Source organism: Pseudomonas sp. JQ36 (genome assembly GCF_053851495.1).
On record NZ_CM132642.1, the window covers coordinates 2,550,789 to 2,568,984 of the forward strand.

Consider the following 18,196-nt stretch of genomic DNA (forward strand, 5'->3'; position numbering starts at 1 on the left):
AGCCATGGCGATCAAACAACTGATAAAACGCACCAGCGGCTGGCTCTATCTCAACTCGCCAGTGGGGCGCAACCAGTTGCACGGGGCCGGGGTCATTCTGATGCTCCACCGGGTGCTGGCCAACGACCGCGCGGCCAGCCTGCCGCACCGCAATGAACTGTGCGTCGGCCCGCAAGCGTTCGAACACCTGCTGGTGTGGCTGCGCAAACATTTCGATTGCGTGCCGCTGATGGAGTTGCTGCAGCCCAGCGCCCTGCGCACCGAGCGCCCTCGGGTGGCGCTGACGTTCGATGACGGCTGGCGTGACAACGCGGTCAACGCCTATCCGCTGTTGCAGAAACACCAGGTGCCGGCGAGCATTTTTCTCTCCACGGATTTCATTGGCAGTCGGCAACGCTTCTGGTGGGAAAGCGTGGGCGAAACGCTGTGGGGCAGCCATGGCGAAAAGGCACGCATGCATCTGATCGAGTACCTGCGGATCACCGGTCATCCACTGCCGGTGCTGCTTGACGATATCGATGTCGACCGGCGCAGCCTGGCGCTGCTGCATTACCTGCAAGGCTTGAAGCGTCTCGAACCGCAGGCACTTGAACGGCTGACCGATGAATGTCCGCCGGAATCCTTGCCGCAAGCCCTGGACTGGCACCAGGTGCGCGCCATGGAAGCGTCCGGGCTGGTGCGTTTCGGCCCACATGGCGCCAGCCACGCGATCCTTACCGAACTCGATGCAGTGCGTCTGCGCGAAGAAATCAGCCGCAGCCGCGATGCCTTGCACAACGGCTGCAATCGGCCACTGCCGGTGTATTGCTACCCCAACGGCGACAACGATGAGCACGTGCGCGAGCAGGTCGCCAATCACGATTATGCGTTTGCCCTCGGCACGACCAGTGGCCTTTATCGCGGCGTCGGCGACCCGTTGAACCTGCCGCGCTTCGGCGTCAGCCAACGTACCGCACGCAACCCTGAACTGCTGTCGTTACGGATCTTTCGCGGGGCACGGCCATGAGTCGCGGTAGCTACCTCAAGCATCTGGCCCTGAGCATGGGCACCAAACTGGCGATGATCGCCTTGCGCCTGCTGCGCAACGTGTTGCTGGCGCGGATTCTCGGCCCGAGTGAACGCGGCTTGTTCGCCCTGCTCAGTACCCTGCCGGATCTGATCAGCGCGGCGACCAGCGGCGGCCTGAATTCGGCAGTCGGGTACCAAGCGGCCAATCAGCGGCCGATGGGCTTGTTGCTCGCCCAGGTATTGGTGTTCGGTTGTTTCCTGGCCGGGCTGCTGACCTTGCTGGTGGTCGCGCTGGCGCGAGAATTTGGCAGCGAACTCGATGTCACGATGCAGCTCGGCCTGCTCGCGTGGCTGTTGCTGCTGGCGGTGCCGCTGACCGTGCTCAAGAGCGGACTGCTGACCTTGCACAACGCGTCGGGCGGCGTGGTCGCATTCAATGTGCTGCGTCTGATCGAATCCCTGGCGCCGCTGCTGCTGTTTCTTGCGCTGTTCTGGATGTGGAAACAGGCAGCACTCGAAGCGGCGCTGATCAGTTGGCTGGCCGGCATCAGCCTGGTGGTGCTGGTGGGCTGGATGTGGCTCAAACGCGCACAGCCGCTGCAACTGCAATGGGATCGTGCGAGCCAGAACGAGCTGCTGCGCTTCAGTGCGCGCAGCCATCCGGATCTGCTGTTTCAACAGATCATTCTGCGCTCCGACTACTTGTTTATCGGCGCCCTGCTGGGCAGTACCGCGCTCGGCCACTACGCCATGGCCAGCGCTGCCGCCGAACTGTTGCTGATCGTTCCGGAAGCGGTCACCACACCGCTGATGAAGCGACTGCTGCAACAGGACAAAGGCATGGACAAGGTCACGCCGCTGGCGCTGCGCCTGACCGCCACGGTGATGCTCGGCGCCTGCCTGGCCATGGCAGTGATCGGCGAATGGTTGATCGTCACGCTGTTCGGCGCAGCGTATCAACCGACGTATCCGGCGCTGCTCGCGTTGCTGCCCGGCCTGCTGGGCCTGTGCTATGCGAGCATTCTGCGTCTGGATCTGATCGGCAAGGATCGCCCCGGCACGGTGTCGTTGCTGATGGGCATCGGCGCTGTGCTCAACTTGGCGCTGAATCTGCTGTTGATTCCGGCCTTCGGCATTGTCGGTGCAGCGGCGGCTTCATCAATCGCCTATCTGGCGGTGACGGTAGCGATGCTGGTGCTTTATTGCCGCTTGAGCGACGTGCCGTTCTGGCAAACCTTGATCATCCTGCCCGGCGACATCAGCCCGATGTGGTTGATGTTGCAACGTCGGAAGGCAGCATGAAACGCCTGGCCCTGCTGTTCGGACTCGGCCTGACGCTGAACGGCTTCGCGGCGCCGATGCACTGGGGCGATATCCGCGACGGCAGTCTGTATCTGCAAACGGATCGCCCGGACACCGTGACAGTGCGATGGGTGCCGGCATGGCAGGCCGAGGCCAATGAAGAGCGTATTTATCTGCTCGATGGTCAGGGCAAGCTGCAGAGCGAACGGCTGATCAAAGCCAGCGAGACCCGCGGTTCGCAGAGCTGGACTTTGCGGCCCGGGGCTGCCAGCAGTCGCCTGGAAATTCCCGGCTATAGCTTTCGTGGTTATCGGATTGAACATGACGAAAAAACCGTGGCGCTGTTCGCCCCGGCCAAGGTGCATTTCAGCGCCGAAGCGCGTAACGGCGACGAGTTGTATTTCAAAGTAGCCGCCGGCGAGCGCGCGGTGCTGGCCGGCAAGTTTCATGGCGGCGTCAGCGGTTTGCAGGCACAACGGGTCGGCGATCAGCAAACGCTGACGCTGGCACTGAAACCCTATCGTGCCTATTGGCAATTCGATCAGGTCGCCCTGCCGGTCAGCCAGCAGGAACAAGTCTGGCGCCTGCGTCTGCGCGGCACTGGCAAAGCGGCCTTCTGGCTCGACGGCACGGCCAATCTGTTTGCGCAAAATCCGCAGCAGTTGCAGCCCGTGCGCGAAGATCCGGGGCAAACGCATTTGACCCTGCACGACAAAATTCTCGGCCGCACGCCGGATCTGGGCATTGCTCTGCCGTACCTCGTGCCGCCACCCGCCAGTCATGCCTTGCTGGATGCGCTGAAGCCGGGGGCAGCCAGTTACTACAGCTTCGTTGACGTCACCTCGAAGAATCCGCATTTCGAAGACGCGTTCCGTGAGCTTTATCAAAATCGCTTCGGCATTCGCCAGGACATCACCCTGCTGGCCGGCACCGGGCGTCAGGCCGATCTGCGCGCCGATGTGCAGAGCAACAGCGGCCTCGACGCCTGGCTCGCCGGCACCCGCGCCCTGGGTGGCAAAGGCACGCATTACATCGGTTTCGCCGACGAGCCCAACCTCAACTATTCAAGCTACGAACAATTCCGGGCGATCTTCAGCAGCATGGCGCGGCAGGTGCGCAGCGACCCGGCCAACGCCAAGGCAGGCGTGCGCATCGCAATGCCGGCCAGCTCACGGCTGGTCAACGGGCCGTTCACCGACAACGCAGCGGACAAGCGCGGCATTGACTGGGCCCGGCGACTGCTCGGCGAGTCCGCCGATCAGGTCGACGCATTGGCCTGGCACGAATGGATGATCCGCGACCTGCTCGCAACCCGGGTCTACCGCGACAGCGTGCGCCGCGCCGCCGATCTGGTGGGGCTGGACGCCAAAGGGCAGCCACGCAAAGCGTTGCTGCTGGATCAGACCAATCTGTCCAGTGGCTCAGCCCTGAGCCCCTACGATCAGGAAACCCATTACGCCGCGCTGTGGTGGGCCTCGGTAGTGATCAACGCCTCTCAGGATGGCCTGCTGAGCATGCTCAACTGGTTTCAGGCCGCCGACGAACCGCCCTACGGCAAGGGCATGGTGCGCATCCATGACGATGGTCGCTTCGAGCTCAAACCCGTGGGCCTTGCCCAGCAATTCATCGCCGGGCATTGGCTGCCGCAAGTGCTGCAACTGGATAACGACGCTTTTGAGGTGGATGTCCTGGCGATGGCCGGCGACGAGCAGCGCGCATTGCTCGGGGTGAACAAAGGCACGCGCCTGCAACGCGTTGAGCTGAGCGGCGCCAGGTGCCCGCCAAACCCCGGTGCCCTGCGTTTCTTTGGTGCCGACAATCGCAGCCGCGACGCACCGTTTGCCTGCGAAAACGGGCGCGTGCGTTTCGAATTACCGGGGCAAACCCTGTTTGCCCTGAACTGGAGCGCGTCATGAACCGCCCTTCTGCCCTGCGAGCGTAATGCTGCGCGTGGCATCTTCATCAGGAGAAGTAAGTATGGATATTTTACGAAAACTCAGCGGACATATCCGTCGTAAAGGCCTGCGAGCGACCTTGGCGAAGATCCGCAGAATGTACATTTTTGCCCATCAGGAACTGTTGTGGATGGAGCGCGATCTGGTCAGCCCCGTGCCGCCGCACAGCCTCAAACCCTACCCGCCGCTGCGCGTAATGGAGATCACCGCAGACAACGCCAGCGCCTTCACCCGCTACTTCGGCGACCGTGTCGGCGTCATGGCCGAGCTGGCCAGTGAAGGTCACACCGGGCACATGCATATCGACGAGCAAGGCGATGCCGTGGCGTTTATCTGGGGCACGCCACGCGATTATGTCGATCGGCATTACTACGGTTGCCGGTTCCCGGTGAAACCCGGCGAGTTCTTCGAATTCGGTGGTGAAATGACCCGCGCCTACTGGGGCAGCGAATTGTCAGTCGATGTGCAAGTGCTCCTGTGGAAAGCCATGGCCGCCCAAGGCTGCCGCAAAGTGGTCGATGTCTGTGACGCAAGCAACACCCCGGCGCTCAAGCTGCACCTACGCATGGGCTATACCGAACAACAGCGGATCATGAATATCTACACGCTGTTCGGCCGCTGGCGCTTCTACCGCGAAACCCGCTACAGCGGCTCGCGTCTGGCGGCGCTTGGTAAACCTTCCCGTCCATCTGTCCCAGCAACGGCGGCCTGAACCCATGGTGATGCGATTCGAATGGCGCACGTCCCTGTGCGCTGCCGACTTCCCGGCAACAGCCTACGAGGCACTGCGCCTGCGTGTGGCCGACCACACGCCGTTCAACAGCCTTGGCTGGCTGTGCGCAGCAGAGCAGGCCCTGGGCGAGGATCAGCGTCTGCAGGTTCTGCTCGGCTGGGACGCCGGGCAATTACTGCTGTGCCTGCCACTGGTGGCCAGCCGCGAACGCTTCGCTGGCGTGCCGTTTCGCGTTTTGCATCACTTGGGTTATCCAATGGCCGATCGCCTCGCGCTGCTGTCGTTGCTCGGCAGCGAAGACATGCACAAGGCGCTGCTGCTGATCCGTGAACATCTGCCCCATGCGCTGCTGCAACTCAACGAACTGTCGGAACCTGCCGGTGAAGAAAGTGCGCTCACCGAATGGATGGCGCGCAGTTCCACGGCTGAACGACGCCTGAGTTGCCGGGTGCCGGTGCATCTGATCAGCGACGCCGATCATCAGGAAGTCTCTGGCGACCCGCGCTACAAGTTGCGTCGGGCGCGCAAACGGATTGCCGCCTGCGGTGCGCAGATACGCCGGATCACTCCGGATGCGCTGAACATGGGCGCCTTGCTGCAGACCCTCGGCGAAGTCGAAGCGGTGAGTTGGAAAGGCGATGAAGGCGTGGGGATTTTCGCCACGCCGCGCACTCGCCAATGGATCGAACTCGCCTTCACCGCGCTCGCCGGCCAAGGCCTGGTACGCGTGGTGATGCTCGAACTGGACGGCCGCTGCATCAGCTATCGCCTCGGTCTGCTCGAACAGGGCCGGCTCTACGATTACAACCTGGCGTTTGTGCCGCAGTACGCCGACCTCGGTAGCGGCCGGGTGTTGCTGGAGGAATGGATTCGCTGGGGGCTGGATGAGCACTGGCGCTGGATCGATGCGTCGCGGGTCAGCCTGGAAAACTCCAGCCATCAACTGCACGAACGCATGACCGGGCAACTGGAACATTGGCGCTGGAGTTTCTACTCGTGGCGCCCCAGCGGCTTGCTGCTGGGCCTGGGGCTACGCCTTTGGCACCACGTCAAACCGCTCCTGCAAAAATGGCGCGCCCAGCGTGCCGGCAACTCGCCAGCGGCGAACACATCCGACATTCAACCGGCAACACCACCCACCACACCTGGGCTAGCGCCTCGGAGGGCATCATGAGCATCATCGATAGTCTGCTTCTGCGCATCAAACAAAAAGGCCTGCGCCGCACCTTGGGCGCGCTGTGGAAACGTTACGTCTTCGCTCACCGCGAATTGCTGTGGATGGACCGCGACCTGGTCACGCCGATTGCCCCAAACAAACTGCGCCCCTGTGAAGGTTTGCGCAGAGTCGACATCACCGCGCAAAACGCCAAGGCTTTCAGCAAGTACTTCGGTGACCGCGTGCAGACCATGGCCGAGTTGGCCACTGAAGGGCATACGGGGCACATGTACCTGGATCAGGACGATGACACCGTCGGGTTCGTCTGGGCCAGCACTCGCGACTATTACGACCGCCACTTCTACCGCTGCACGTTCCCGGTCAAGCCCGGTGAATACTTCCAGTTCGGTGCCGAAATTACCCGGCACTATTTCGGCAGTAGCCTGACCGTCGATGCTCAGACCGCACTGTGGCAAGTCATGGCTGCCCGAGGCTACAAAAAAGTGGTGGATATCTGCGACGGCGCCAATATTCAGGCCCTGAAGATGCATATACGCCTGGGCTATCAGGAACAAGGGCGGATCACGCATGTTTACGACCTGTTCGGGCACTGGCGGTTCTTCCGCGAAACCCGCTACGACGGCTCCCGCCTGGAACTGCTGCGCAAACCGGAACGGCCGGCAGTGAGTGCGGCGGCACAGGCGTGATTCACATTTGAAAGGTTGTGGTGTCAATGATGCAGCCTTCGCGAGCAAGCCCGCTCCCACAATGGATTTATGTATGACGCAGATCCAATGTGGGAGCGGGCTTGCTCGCGAAGAGGCCGGTTGTCGCGGTCAACCATTCAGGCCTTGCTGGCGACCAGGGTGAAGCACAGCGGCATTTGCGCTGACTGATTCAGGTACTGGTCGTACACCTCTTCCCGGTTCGAATGCGCATATTCCTTGAAGTGCGCGATGTTCAGACCGGCCGCGATGGCGCCGCTGAAAATGGCGCCGAGGGTGTGCACAAACCAGTAGGACTTTGCCGCCTGCTGCTCAACCTTGCCGACGTAGACAATCGGCTCTTCCTGCACAAACGGCTCGGCGCGGAAGTAGGAGCTGGCGAGGCGGTACGGATCTTCGCCTTCAGGGTCGACCATTTCCAGAAACGGATGGGTTTCGTAGATCACCAGTTTGCCGCCCGGTTTCAGGGTCAACGCCACGTGGCGAAAGAACTCGCCGATGTCGGGCATCCAGTTCAGCACGCCGATGGTGATCAGCGCCACGTCGAAGCGGCTATGTAATGACGCTGGCAGGTGATGGATATCGCTTTCGATGAATTCGGCGTTGTGTGGCGAGCGCTGGTTCAACTCGCGGGCCTGTTCGAGAAATGCCTCCGATTGATCGACGCCGACCACACTGCGCGCGCCGAGGGCAAACAGCGACAGGCTTTCGCGACCGTTGTTGCAACCGAGTTGAATCAGCTCTTTGCCGTCGACGCCGACCTGCTCCAGCACGCCACGCAAGGTGTCGTCGAGACAGGAGAAATCAGCCTTCGACACGTCGTTCAACAGCGCTTGCCATTCCGCTGATTCACGGTGATGGCGAGCGGAATCGTTCCACGCCTGTCGATTGCTGTCGATGGCGGTTTTATTGTTGGGCACTTCCATGGCGCACTCCGGGCGATGCTCGTGATTGAGCGGCCCCGAGTCTAGAACAGCCCGGCAATTCGGGTTGTTGCAAACTTGTAAGCCAACCCACAGTGCCATTGTGGGAGCGGGCTTGCTCGCGAAGGCGGTGAGTCAGGCAACGGAGATGTTGGCTGACAGGACGCTTTCGCGAGCAAGCCCGCTCCCACAGGGGGTAATGCGGCGGCTTCGTAGAGCTTTTTGCGACCCGGCCTCATCGCTGCAAAAAGCTCCCACAAGGTTTCATGCACACGCCACAAAACCTGTGGGAGCGGGCTTGCTCGCGAAGGCGGTGTATCCGTCAGCATGGATATCGACTGACACGACCTCTTCGCGAGCAAGCCCGCTCCCACACTTTTGGCGTGGTCACATCTGATTCAGGCGTTCGCGCAGGAATTCCACCAGTGCCTGCACCGGGCGCGAAGCCTGGCGGTGCTGCGGGTACACCGCCGACAGGGTCAGTGGTTCGGGGCGGTAGTCGTCGAGCACTGGCAGCAGTCGCCCGTCCTTCAGCGCCGCGCCAACGATGAACGTCGGCAGATAGGTAATCCCCATCCCCTGCACCGCCGCATCGCGCAGCAACTCGCCGTTGTTCACCCGCATGCGTCCGGTGACGTTGACCAGCAGCGGCTTGCCCTGACCTGCGTTGAAGCGCCACTGCACCGAACGACCGTGGCCGTACGGCAAACAGTCGTGGCTGTGCAGGTCTTCGGGATTGAGCGGTGTGCCACGTTCGGCCAAATACGCCGGGCTGGCGCAGTACACCCGTTCGATGGCGGCGATGCGCCGGGCGATCAGTGTTGAGTCTTCCAGCACACCAATGCGCAGCGCCAAGTCATAACCTTCGCCGAGCAGGTCCACCGGGCGGTCGCTCAAATCCACCTCCACGGTGACATCGCGATAGCGCTGCAGGAACAGCGGCAGCAGACAGCCCAGATGCGCCACGGCAAATGACAGCGGTGCACTGACGCGAATGGTCCCGCGCGGCTCGGCAGTCTGCCCCGCGATGCCCTGCTCGACCTGTTCCACTTCGCCCAGCAGACGCAGCGCCGATTCGTAGTAGCTCTGGCCCAGTGGCGTGACGTCGAGGCGTCGGGTGGAACGGTTCAACAGCCGCACACCGAGGCGCTCTTCGAGCTGCATCAAACGGCGGCTGACGAACTGCTTGGACAGGCCCAACTGATCGGCCGCAGCAGTGAAACTGCCGGAGTCCATGACCTGGCAAAAAATACGCATGTCTTCGAACGGGTTCATTGTCACTCTCTGGTAGACAGTCAAACGCTTTATAGCCGCTTTTTCACTTTTCGACAGCTCATTAATCTGTGTTCACGGTTTGAAAACAGCCCGACACAACACCAATAACTTTCGAAAATGGAATTGAGCATGAACATCAAAAAGACCCTGACCGCCTCCCTCCTCGCCCTGTCCATCGGCAACGCGTTCGCCGCCGGCAGCCCGGGTGTCGAACACCAGACCCAGGCCTTCCTCGAAGCCCTCGCCGCGGGCGGTGGCAAACCGCTGGAGCAACTGAGCCCGAAGGATGCGCGTGCAGTGCTGACCGGCGCTCAGGCCTCGGTGAAGGTTGATCTGTCCGGAGTTGAAGTCAGTGACAAGGCAATCAAGGTCGATGGCCAGACGATCAACCTCAAAGTGGTGCGGCCGGCCAAGGTCAAAGGCGAATTGCCGGTGTTCATGTTCTTCCACGGTGGCGGCTGGGTGTTGGGCGATTACCCGACCCACCAGCGCCTGATTCGCGATCTGGTGGTCGGCTCTGGAGCGGTCGCGGTGTACGTCGATTACACGCCGTCGCCGGAAGCGCAGTACCCGACGGCGATCAATCAGGCCTACGCCGCGACCCAATGGGTCGCGGAAAACGGCAAGCAGATCGGGGTCGACGGCAAGCGTCTGGCGGTGGCCGGCAACAGCGTCGGCGGCAACATGGCGGCGGTCGTGGCGCTGATGGCCAAGGAGCAGCAAACCCCGGCCCTGCGCTTCCAGCTGCTGATGTGGCCGGTGACCAACGCGCAGTTCGACGACGGCTCGTACCAGCAGTTTGCCGAGGGACATTTCCTCACCAAGGGCATGATGCAATGGTTCTGGGACAACTACACCACCAACCCGGCCGAGCGCGCACAGATCCACGCCTCGCCGCTCAACGCCAGCGCTGAACAGCTCAAGGGCCTGCCCGCCGCGCTGGTGCAGACCGCCGAATTCGACGTGTTGCGTGATGAAGGCGAAGGCTACGCGCGGCATCTGGATGCGGCCGGTGTGCCGGTGACCTCGGTGCGCTACAACGGGATGATTCATGACTTTGGTTTGCTCAATCCGCTGAGTCAGATTCCCGAAGTGAAGGCGGCTGTGCGCCAGGCCGCGGCTGAGCTGAAGACGCATCTGAACTGAGGTCCCCTCACTCGCCACACCTGACGGTGTGGCGAGTATTTCGCCTGACCACATTCTGTGGCGAGGGAGCTTGCTCCCGCTGGGCTGCGCAGCGGCCCCAAAATTGGGTGAGCGCTGCGCACTCAAGCGGGAGCAAGCTCCCTCGCCACAACAGCGCTCATCATCGTGGAGCACATCATGTCCATCCTCCTCACCCACCCACTGTTCTGGAGCGCCGCCCTGCTGCTGCTCGACGCGCTGCTCTGGCACCTCGCGCCGTTCAGGCACCGCGCACCGAGAGTCGGTATTCGCCTGGCGCTGTTTCTGGCGTTCAGCGCATTGATCATCAACGCCGAGATCAGCCCGTTGCAGGCGCCGCTGTTCGCCGATGACCGGGTGATGCAACTGGGCGCGACGGCACTGGGAATTGTCTGGTGGCTGTACGCCGCGCGGGTGCTGACCGAAGTGATCGGTCTGGCGCTGATGCGGCGCATCGGCCACAGCGGTCGGCTGTTGCAGGATGTGATCGGCGCGCTGGTGTTTCTGGCGGCGATCGTCGCGGCCGCCGGCTACGTGCTGGAGCTGCCGGTCAAAGGCTTGCTGGCGACTTCCGGGGTGGTGGCGATCGTCGTCGGTCTGGCGCTGCAAAGCACCTTGAGCGACGTGTTCTCGGGGATCGTGCTCAACACCACCAAGCCGTATCAAGTCGACGATTTCGTGGTGATCGACGGCGTCGAAGGCAAAGTCATCGACATCGACTGGCGCGCAACGCATCTGCTGACCAGCACTGGCACCCTGGCCGTGGTGCCGAACTCGGTGGCGGCCAAGGCGAAGATCGTCAATCTCAGTCGCCCGACCAACCTGCACGGCGTCTCGATCAGCATCAAGGTGCCGAATCACATTCGCCCACGACGGGTACTCGACGCCCTCGACCGCACGCTGCAGGGCAGCAGCAGTCTGCTGCTCAATCCGCCGCCCAAAGCCGTGTTGAAAGAGGCCGGCGAGGAGATGTCGGAGTACGTCGCCAGCGGTTTCATCAGTGAACTGAGCAAGAAAGGCGAAGTGCGCAATCAACTGTTCGACCTCGCCCACCGGCATCTTGAAGCCGCAGGAATTTCCCGCCATCCCGATGGCGTGATCGAACCCTCGACCCGCGCCCGGGCACTGCTTGATGAAGTGAAAGTTTTTCGCTCGTTGAGCCATGAGGAACGTGATCGCCTCGCCGAATCGATGGTCGCGCAGCAGTACGCGGCCGGTCAGGTGGTGTTGGGTCTGGATGAAGTGCCAGACAGTCTGTTTGTCATCGCCACTGGCGTGGTCAGTGCGACCGTGCCCGATGGCAGCGGCCAGACCGAAGCCGGACGCATGGGGCCGAGCGAGGTCATGGGCGAACAGAGTATCCTCGCCGATACCCCGTCGCAGGCCACGTTCACCGCGCTGACGTCGAGCATCATCTACCGCCTCGACAAAAACCTGACCCGCCAGTGCATGGAGCAGCGCAGCGAAGTCGGCCAGGCGTTGAACAAATTGCAGGCGGTGCGACAGCAGAACAGCCGGCTGGCGTTGATGGCCAAACCGGTAGCGGTGCGCAAGGGTGGTTTTCTCGGGTGGCTGCAAAAGCGCTAGCCCTGTCAAACAGGTGAACGCCAAACCTTGTGGCGAGGGAGCTTGCTCCCGCTTGAGTGCGCAGCGCTCACAAGATTTCGGGGACTGCTGCGCAGCCCAGCGGGAGCAAGCTCCCTCGCCACAGGAGGTGGTGGATTGCGCCACTTTTTACTGCACATGAAAATGCCCGCAATCAAGCGGGCACTTTCAGTTCAAGCAATTACTTGGCAGTGAACTTGGTGTAGCTGTTGATCAGATTGCGGTAGTTCGGCAGGCGTTCGGACAGCAGATGCGCCAGGCCTTCCATGTCGTTGCGCCAGTCGCCTTGCAGCTCGCACGCCACCGAGAACCAGTTCAGCAGGTGCGCGCCGGCAGCCGACATGCGCGCCCACGCCGCTTGTTGCACGGTGGTGTTGAAGGTGCCGGAAGAATCGGTGACCACAAACACTTCGAAGCCTTCAGCAATGGCCGACAGGGTCGGGAATGCTACGCAAACGTCCGTCACCACACCGGCGATGATCAGTTGCTTGCGGCCGGTGGCCTTGATCGCCTTGACGAAATCTTCGTTGTCCCAGGCATTGATCTGGCCAGGGCGCTGAATGAACGGTGCATCGGGGAATTGCTCGCGCAACTCAGGCACGATCGGGCCGTTCGGGCCGGCATCGAAACTGGTGGTGAGGATGGTCGGCAGCTTGAAGAACTTGGCGATGTCGCCCAGCGCCAGCACATTGTTCTTGAACTCGTTGGGGGTGAAATCCTGTACCAGCGAGATCAGACCGGTCTGGTGGTCGACCAGCAGCACGACCGCATCATCTTTGTTCAGACGCTTGTAGGGAACGCTCATGGGAAACTCCTCGGTGGATGGTTGTTGCGTGAGGCGCCGACCGGTTAGCCGGCGCTTTTTTGTAGTGATCAGAAAGCGAAACAGGAACAACCGAACGCGCCCCAGAAACCGGCAAAGTCGCTGACCGGTGCGTTCGACAGTCGGGCTTTTTCATGGCTGTGCGAGTGCACTGCGCAGGCACCGACGCACTGGTGCACTTGCGCCTGCAAAGGCGAGTTCGGACGCCAGTGGCCCGGCACCTTGACCACCGGCGACCAGTCCGGCAGCACAGGGATCGAGCGTGGGCCGAGGTCTTCGAAATCGCCCGCGGCGTAAACGATCTTGCCGCCAACCACGGTCAGCACCGACTCGATCCACTTGATCGCTTCTTCCTCGACGTGGAAGAAGTCCGCGCTCAGCGCCGCCAGATCCGCCAGTTGCCCGACCTTGATCTGGCCCTTCTTGCCCTGCTCGGAAGAGAACCAGGCGCTGCCGTGGGTGAACAGTTCCAGCGCGGTGGTGCGCGGCAAACCTTCTTCGTACAAGGCCAGACCGCCGACGGTGCGACCGCTGACCATCCAGTACAGCGATGTCCACGGGTTATAGCTGGAAACCCGCGTGGCATCGGTGCCGGCACCGACCGGTACGCCTTCGGCGAGCATGCGTTTGATCGGCGGCGTGGCTTCGGCGGCTTTCGCGCCATAACGGTCAACGAAGTATTCGCCCTGGAACGCCATGCGATCCTGAATCGCGATGCCGCCGCCCAGCGCCCTCACCCGCTCGATGTTCTGCGGTGTGATGGTTTCGGCGTGGTCGAAGAACCACGGCAAGCCATTGAACGGAATGTCGCGATTGACCTTCTCGAACACGTCGAGCATGCGGCTGATCGACTCGTTGTACGTAGCGTGCAAGCGGAACGGCCAGCGCTGCTCGACCAAATGGCGCACCACCGGCTCCAGCTCCTGCTCCATGGTCTGCGGCAGGTCCGGGCGCGGTTCGAGGAAGTCTTCGAAATCGGCGGCGGAGAACACCAGCATCTCGCCGGCGCCGTTGTGCCGCAGGTAATCGTCGCCCTGGTGCAACTTGACGCTGCCGGTCCAGTTCTGGAAATCGGTCAGTTCTTCTTTCGGCTTCTGGGTGAACAGGTTGTAGGCGATGCGCACGGTCAACTGGTCATCCTTGGCCAGTTGCTCGATCACCTGATAGTCGTCGGGATAGTTCTGGAAACCACCGCCGGCATCGATCGCGCTGGTGAGGCCGAGGCGATTGAGTTCGCGCATGAACTGCCGGGTCGAGTTGACCTGATATTCCAGCGGCAGCTTCGGCCCCTTGGCCAGCGTCGAGTACAGAATCATCGCGTTGGGTTTTGCCACCAGCATCCCGGTCGGATTGCCATTGGCATCGCGCACGATCTCGCCGCCCGGCGGGTTCGGCGTGTCGCGGGTGTAACCGGCGACGCGCAGTGCGGCGCGGTTGAGCAGCGCGCGGTCGTACAGGTGCAGGACGAACACCGGAGTGTCTGGTGCGGCCTGGTTGAGTTCTTCGAGGGTCGGCATGCGTTTTTCGGCGAACTGGAATTCGTTCCAGCCACCAACCACGCGCACCCATTGCGGAGTCGGCGTGCGGTCGGCCTGCTCCTTGAGCATGCGCAATGCATCGGCCAGCGACGGTACGCCTTCCCAACGCAGTTCGAGGTTGTAGTTGAGACCGCCACGGATCAGGTGCAAGTGCGAGTCGTTGAGACCGGGGATCACGCAGCGCCCGTGCATGTCGATCACTTGCGTGGCCGAACCACGCAGGGCCATGGCCTGAGTGTCGTTACCAACGACGACAAAGCGGCCGTCCTTGATCGCCACCGCACTGGCCAGCGGCTTGCTGCGGTCTACGGTATGAAATTGGCCATTGAACAGAATCAGATCGGCGTTCATCGCAGTTCCTTTCGAGTAGATGAATGGGTGTCAGCGTGACGGCTGTTTCGCGGGCTCGACGTGAGCATGGGCCTGACCGGCTTCCAGCCACGGCGCGAACAACCGGGTCACGCGGGGCATGAACACGTACACCACCGACAGGACGATGGTCAGGGTGATCAGGAACGTGGCGACCACGTAGTTGGAAAGCAGCGGATGCAGCTTGAGCAGCGGCCCCCAGATCAGCGGCACCAGCAGCGTGTGCGGCAGAATCACCAGCAGGGTGATCACCGCTTGCTTCCAGCGCGGCGGCGGCTTGGCGGCATCGGCCAGCGGCGCAAACCAGAATTCGTTGACCGGTGCGACTTCAGTCTGGTCGCCATCGGCGAGCATCGGCGCTGCTTCATCCACCAGCGCCTGACGCTGCGGCGACTCCAGCCACAGTTGCATGGCCTCGGTGGAGGAAAAGCGCAGGACGCAGGTGTACGTGTCGAGGCCGGCCAACTTGCCGCGCACCACATCGACCCCGAGGTGACCGTCGCGCTGCCCGGCGACCCGGACAATGTTGCGCAACCACGCTTCGTAAGGCTGTTCAAACCCGGCCTTGACCCGGTGCTTGACGATCAGGGTCACGGTTTCACCGACCCCCGGTGCTTTTGGACTCAGGGCTTCAGGCATAACGCAGCACTCCGGGCAGACGAACATTGAGCGCCAGGCGTCCCGGCCCGGCGATAAACACAGTGGCGAACAGGATCAACAGCAACCAGCCGAACTGCCCCTCGGCCACACTCCATTGCGGGTGCACGACCAGCAGCGCCACCAGCAGAACAAAAAGAATAGGCAAGCAGGCCAATCGCGCCAGCACCCCGGCGACGATCAGTAGCGGGCAGAGGACTTCAGCGAAAATCGCCAGGCAGAGTGTGAGGTGCGCGCCGAGGTGGAACGGGTCTTCGATCTGCTGCAATTGCACGTTGAAGTCCAGCAGTTTGGGCAAACCGTGCACCCACAGCAAAAACAATCCGCCGCTGACCCGCAGAAACAGCAGACCGATATCCTGTGCCTGTTCATCGCGTTGTGATGCGCTCATGACCCTACCCTTTAATCCTTATCGGGTTGAATCATGCTCGGTACGGGCGAGGGAAAATTGAATGGATGTGCTCTCTTTCAGGCGAGTCGGATTCCTGTGCGAGCGAGCCTGGTGCGGGCGGCGATCCGACAGTGGCGTCCGGTCAGCCAGCATCATTGTTGAATGACACACCGCTTTCGCGAGCAAGCCCGCTCCCACAGGGAAATTTGGCGCGTCAGGAATGCGGGATATCCAGCGGCGCCGCCATGAACTGACTGATCCGCGAGCGCAGCCAGCGCTCGGCCGGGTCGTTGTCGTGCACCCCGCTCCAGGCCATCGACAGCTGTGCGGCATCGATCGGGAACGGTGGATCTTCAACGCGCAAGGCGCAGCCTTCGACCAGCGCACACGCGGCATAGTCAGGCACGGTGGCAATCATTTCGGTGCCGGCGAGCAACGCACGCAAACCGCTGAACTGCGGCACGCCGAGCACCACGCGCCGACGCCGGCCAACCTTGGCCAGGTCCAGGTCGATGTTGCCGCTCAGGTCACCGGAGAACGACACCATTGCGTGCGGGCGCTCGCAGTATTCGTCCAGCGTCAGCGGCCCCGGGCGATCATCGCCGCGTAGCACTTTGCAGGGAATGTCGCGCAGTTTCTTGCGCTTGGCGTTGGCCGGCAGATCGGTGGTGTAACTGACGCCGACCGAGATTTCCCCGGACGCCAGCAGCGCCGGCATCAACAGATAATTGGCACGGCGCACCACCACGACAATCCCCGGTGCTTCCTGCTGAAGCTGTCGCAGCAGCGGCGGAAACAGCCCGAACTCGGCGTCGTCCGACAGGCCGATACGGAACACGTCGCAGCTGCTGGCCGGGTCGAACTCCTTGGCCCGGCTGACTGCGCCGGAGATCACATCCATCGCCGGTTGCAGCTCCTGCAGAATCGCCAGCGCACGCGCCGTCGGCTCCATGCTGCGGCCGTTGCGCAGCAGCAACGGATCATCGAACAGGTCGCGCAAACGCCCCAGCGCGGCACTGACTGCCGGTTGGCCCATGAACAGTTTTTCGGCGACGCGGGTCAGGTTCTTTTCGAACATCAGCGCTTCGAAAATTACCAGCAGGTTCATGTCGACGCGACGCAGATCGTTACGGTTCATGGGCTCGTGTTCCTTGCTTGAGAAGTCGTGTTCAGTCAGGTGCGATAACGCCGTACTTTACTCGATCAACGGTACGTTGGCCGCGCGTTTGTATGGGCCGTATTTCACCGGCACCCATTGGAAGTGTTTGTCGAGGGCAGCGACTTGCAGTGATGTGCTGAGTTCAACGTTTTGCGGCGCAATTAACAACGTTTAACTCGTCAGTCTTCCGGCCCCGTCCAACAATGAAACCCTCTGCGAAACATTGTTTTTTTGACCAGAGGGAAACGTGCCGAGCGTGCGTTGCCCCCCGACACGGACATTGGCCATGGCTCACTTACAACAAACAGTCGCCCTCGCCCCCTTCAGCGAATCCCGCACACCGCGCATCGGCGGCCTCAGTCCGCAACGCGAACGACGGGCTAAACAATTGATCCTCGAACGCCTGGGTGAAAGCCTGGAAGTCACCGAACTGGCAGAGGCCTGTTCATTGTCACGCAGTCATTTTTCCCGGGCGTTCAAATGCAGTACCGGACTCTCGCCACAGGACTGGATCCGCACCCAGCGCATCGCTCGCGCCAAGCAGTTGATCCGCCTCACCCACTTGAGCCTGACGCAGATCAGCCTGGAGTGTGGCTTCTGTGATCAGGCACATTTCTGCCATATCTTCACCCGCAGCGAAGGGATCAGCCCTTTCGCCTGGCGGTGTCGTGAGGTGCCGGGCATGAAGGCCGAAAAGCCGCCAGCGTCGGCCGCGCCTGTCGACATACGCCTGGCGGTCTAGACGCTGTCGCAGGCTACGCGCATTTCCCCGTGCTTCACTTCTGCCTCAACCGCTGCGCCACTTGCGCCACCCGCTCGCCCAGATGTGCCGCCGTGCGCCGGTCTTCGAGCGGCGGCGCCTGCTCGGGGGGCTGTTCGACATTGGATTGGGACATGGCCCCGAGCGCGCTGCCCAGACGATTCAACTGTCCATCGAAGCAGCCCGCCGCCGAGCGCGCCGGGAGCAGGTCGAGACCCACCCAGATCATCGAATGCTGCGCGGCGAACACCGCCATTTGCAGCAATGTATTGAGCTTGTCGCCGCACAGGCTTCCGGAATTGGTGAACCCGGCCGCAACCTTGTTGCGCCACGGTTTTGCCAGATAGAACGCCGCGCTGGCCTCCATGAAATGCTTGAAGCCCGCCGACGCGCTGCCCATGTAAGTCGGCGCACCGAAAATGATCGCGTCGGCGCGGTGCAACTCATCCCAATAGAACTCAACTTCTTCTACCGCCACCAACCGACAGGTACTGCCCAAGTGCCGTTCGACGCCCTGCGCCACGGCTTCTGCCATGACCCGTGTGTGGCCATAGCCGCTGTGATAGACCACCACCACGTTGCTCATTGCGCCGTCCTCCGCACGCGTGCACTCCATTGCAGCCGTCAGGTCCTGGCCTGAGGGCAGGCTCGAT

General features: G+C 62.0%; 17 protein-coding genes. 9 read left to right on the plus strand and 8 right to left on the minus strand.

Annotated elements, in window-relative coordinates; genetic code table 11:
* Positions 1–4 precede the first annotated feature (4 nt).
* From ACS4NR_RS11260 to ACS4NR_RS11285, 6 genes are all read left to right on the plus strand, one after another.
* A complete protein-coding gene (locus ACS4NR_RS11260; protein WP_456020125.1) occupies positions 5–1,006 on the plus strand; it encodes a polysaccharide deacetylase family protein in 1,002 nt (333 codons plus the stop codon).
* Positions 1,003–2,310, plus strand: coding sequence for a lipopolysaccharide biosynthesis protein (locus tag ACS4NR_RS11265; RefSeq protein ID WP_456020126.1), 1,308 nt, complete (start codon positions 1,003–1,005; stop codon positions 2,308–2,310). The genes ACS4NR_RS11260 and ACS4NR_RS11265 overlap by 4 nt, the downstream gene beginning before the upstream one ends.
* Positions 2,307–4,226 carry a hypothetical protein gene (locus ACS4NR_RS11270; protein ID WP_456020127.1) on the plus strand — a complete coding sequence of 640 codons (1,920 nt, stop codon included), beginning with the start codon at positions 2,307–2,309 and terminating at the stop codon, positions 4,224–4,226. Before ACS4NR_RS11265 ends, ACS4NR_RS11270 begins: the two co-directional genes overlap by 4 nt.
* A gap of 61 nt (positions 4,227–4,287) precedes the next feature.
* Positions 4,288–4,977, plus strand: a complete 690-nt coding sequence (locus ACS4NR_RS11275) for an N-acetyltransferase (protein WP_456020128.1) — start codon at positions 4,288–4,290, stop codon at positions 4,975–4,977.
* Between the two features lie 4 nt (positions 4,978–4,981).
* Positions 4,982–6,172: a GNAT family N-acetyltransferase gene (locus ACS4NR_RS11280; RefSeq protein ID WP_456020129.1), complete on the plus strand. Its 1,191-nt coding sequence runs from the start codon at positions 4,982–4,984 to the stop codon at positions 6,170–6,172.
* Positions 6,169–6,861, plus strand: coding sequence for a GNAT family N-acetyltransferase (locus tag ACS4NR_RS11285; RefSeq protein ID WP_095136676.1), 693 nt, complete (start codon positions 6,169–6,171; stop codon positions 6,859–6,861). The genes ACS4NR_RS11280 and ACS4NR_RS11285 overlap by 4 nt, the downstream gene beginning before the upstream one ends.
* A 137-nt stretch (positions 6,862–6,998) precedes the next feature.
* Here ACS4NR_RS11285 and ACS4NR_RS11290 read toward each other — a convergent pair whose 3' ends face one another.
* A complete protein-coding gene (locus ACS4NR_RS11290; protein ID WP_456020130.1) occupies positions 6,999–7,805 on the minus strand; it encodes a class I SAM-dependent methyltransferase in 807 nt (268 codons plus the stop codon).
* Between the two features lie 384 nt (positions 7,806–8,189).
* On the minus strand, positions 8,190–9,077 hold the full coding sequence (locus tag ACS4NR_RS11295) for a LysR family transcriptional regulator (protein ID WP_095136678.1): 888 nt from the start codon (positions 9,075–9,077) through the stop codon (positions 8,190–8,192).
* 129 nt (positions 9,078–9,206) lie between these two features.
* Between ACS4NR_RS11295 and ACS4NR_RS11300 the strand changes: the two genes are divergently transcribed.
* Positions 9,207–10,223, plus strand: coding sequence for an alpha/beta hydrolase (locus ACS4NR_RS11300; protein ID WP_456020131.1), 1,017 nt, complete (start codon positions 9,207–9,209; stop codon positions 10,221–10,223).
* Positions 10,224–10,400: 177 nt separating this feature from the next.
* Positions 10,401–11,828: a mechanosensitive ion channel domain-containing protein gene (locus ACS4NR_RS11305; protein WP_456020132.1), complete on the plus strand. Its 1,428-nt coding sequence runs from the start codon at positions 10,401–10,403 to the stop codon at positions 11,826–11,828.
* Positions 11,829–12,027: 199 nt separating this feature from the next.
* Here ACS4NR_RS11305 and ycaC read toward each other — a convergent pair whose 3' ends face one another.
* From ycaC to ACS4NR_RS11330, 5 genes are all read right to left on the minus strand, one after another.
* Positions 12,028–12,651, minus strand: coding sequence for an isochorismate family cysteine hydrolase YcaC (ycaC, locus tag ACS4NR_RS11310; RefSeq protein WP_007961287.1), 624 nt, complete (start codon positions 12,649–12,651; stop codon positions 12,028–12,030).
* Between the two features lie 68 nt (positions 12,652–12,719).
* Positions 12,720–14,558, minus strand: coding sequence for an amidohydrolase (locus ACS4NR_RS11315; RefSeq protein ID WP_095136681.1), 1,839 nt, complete (start codon positions 14,556–14,558; stop codon positions 12,720–12,722).
* Between the two features lie 30 nt (positions 14,559–14,588).
* Complete coding sequence (locus ACS4NR_RS11320; RefSeq protein WP_095136682.1) at positions 14,589–15,215, minus strand: antibiotic biosynthesis monooxygenase; 627 nt, start codon at positions 15,213–15,215, stop codon at positions 14,589–14,591.
* The gene (locus ACS4NR_RS11325; RefSeq protein ID WP_456020133.1) at positions 15,208–15,624 is read right to left on the minus strand and encodes a DoxX family protein; all 417 of its coding nucleotides are present in this window, start codon (positions 15,622–15,624) and stop codon (positions 15,208–15,210) included. Before ACS4NR_RS11325 ends, ACS4NR_RS11320 begins: the two co-directional genes overlap by 8 nt.
* A 214-nt stretch (positions 15,625–15,838) precedes the next feature.
* Positions 15,839–16,762 carry a LysR substrate-binding domain-containing protein gene (locus ACS4NR_RS11330; RefSeq protein ID WP_456020134.1) on the minus strand — a complete coding sequence of 308 codons (924 nt, stop codon included), beginning with the start codon at positions 16,760–16,762 and terminating at the stop codon, positions 15,839–15,841.
* A 307-nt stretch (positions 16,763–17,069) separates the two neighbouring features.
* On the opposite strand from ACS4NR_RS11330, the gene ACS4NR_RS11335 reads away from it, so the two are divergent.
* Positions 17,070–17,525, plus strand: a complete 456-nt coding sequence (locus tag ACS4NR_RS11335; RefSeq protein WP_456020135.1) for a helix-turn-helix domain-containing protein — start codon at positions 17,070–17,072, stop codon at positions 17,523–17,525.
* A 34-nt stretch (positions 17,526–17,559) separates the two neighbouring features.
* Here ACS4NR_RS11335 and ACS4NR_RS11340 read toward each other — a convergent pair whose 3' ends face one another.
* A complete protein-coding gene (locus ACS4NR_RS11340; RefSeq protein ID WP_456020136.1) occupies positions 17,560–18,129 on the minus strand; it encodes a flavodoxin family protein in 570 nt (189 codons plus the stop codon).
* Positions 18,130–18,196 lie beyond the last annotated feature (67 nt).

Bases quoted from the DNA above. Each gene is read 5' to 3' on its own strand.
- ACS4NR_RS11260 (WP_456020125.1), top strand. From the start codon at position 5: ATGGCGATCAAACAACTGATAAAACGCACCAGCGGCTGGCTCTATCTC.
- ACS4NR_RS11265 (WP_456020126.1), top strand. From the start codon at position 1,003: ATGAGTCGCGGTAGCTACCTCAAGCATCTGGCCCTGAGCATGGGCACC.
- ACS4NR_RS11270 (WP_456020127.1), top strand. From the start codon at position 2,307: ATGAAACGCCTGGCCCTGCTGTTCGGACTCGGCCTGACGCTGAACGGC.
- ACS4NR_RS11275 (WP_456020128.1), top strand. From the start codon at position 4,288: ATGGATATTTTACGAAAACTCAGCGGACATATCCGTCGTAAAGGCCTG.
- ACS4NR_RS11280 (WP_456020129.1), top strand. From the start codon at position 4,982: ATGGTGATGCGATTCGAATGGCGCACGTCCCTGTGCGCTGCCGACTTC.
- ACS4NR_RS11285 (WP_095136676.1), top strand. From the start codon at position 6,169: ATGAGCATCATCGATAGTCTGCTTCTGCGCATCAAACAAAAAGGCCTG.
- ACS4NR_RS11290 (WP_456020130.1), bottom strand. From the start codon at position 7,805: ATGGAAGTGCCCAACAATAAAACCGCCATCGACAGCAATCGACAGGCG.
- ACS4NR_RS11295 (WP_095136678.1), bottom strand. From the start codon at position 9,077: ATGAACCCGTTCGAAGACATGCGTATTTTTTGCCAGGTCATGGACTCC.
- ACS4NR_RS11300 (WP_456020131.1), top strand. From the start codon at position 9,207: ATGAACATCAAAAAGACCCTGACCGCCTCCCTCCTCGCCCTGTCCATC.
- ACS4NR_RS11305 (WP_456020132.1), top strand. From the start codon at position 10,401: ATGTCCATCCTCCTCACCCACCCACTGTTCTGGAGCGCCGCCCTGCTG.
- ycaC (WP_007961287.1), bottom strand. From the start codon at position 12,651: ATGAGCGTTCCCTACAAGCGTCTGAACAAAGATGATGCGGTCGTGCTG.
- ACS4NR_RS11315 (WP_095136681.1), bottom strand. From the start codon at position 14,558: ATGAACGCCGATCTGATTCTGTTCAATGGCCAATTTCATACCGTAGAC.
- ACS4NR_RS11320 (WP_095136682.1), bottom strand. From the start codon at position 15,215: ATGCCTGAAGCCCTGAGTCCAAAAGCACCGGGGGTCGGTGAAACCGTG.
- ACS4NR_RS11325 (WP_456020133.1), bottom strand. From the start codon at position 15,624: ATGAGCGCATCACAACGCGATGAACAGGCACAGGATATCGGTCTGCTG.
- ACS4NR_RS11330 (WP_456020134.1), bottom strand. From the start codon at position 16,762: ATGAACCGTAACGATCTGCGTCGCGTCGACATGAACCTGCTGGTAATT.
- ACS4NR_RS11335 (WP_456020135.1), top strand. From the start codon at position 17,070: ATGGCTCACTTACAACAAACAGTCGCCCTCGCCCCCTTCAGCGAATCC.
- ACS4NR_RS11340 (WP_456020136.1), bottom strand. From the start codon at position 18,129: ATGAGCAACGTGGTGGTGGTCTATCACAGCGGCTATGGCCACACACGG.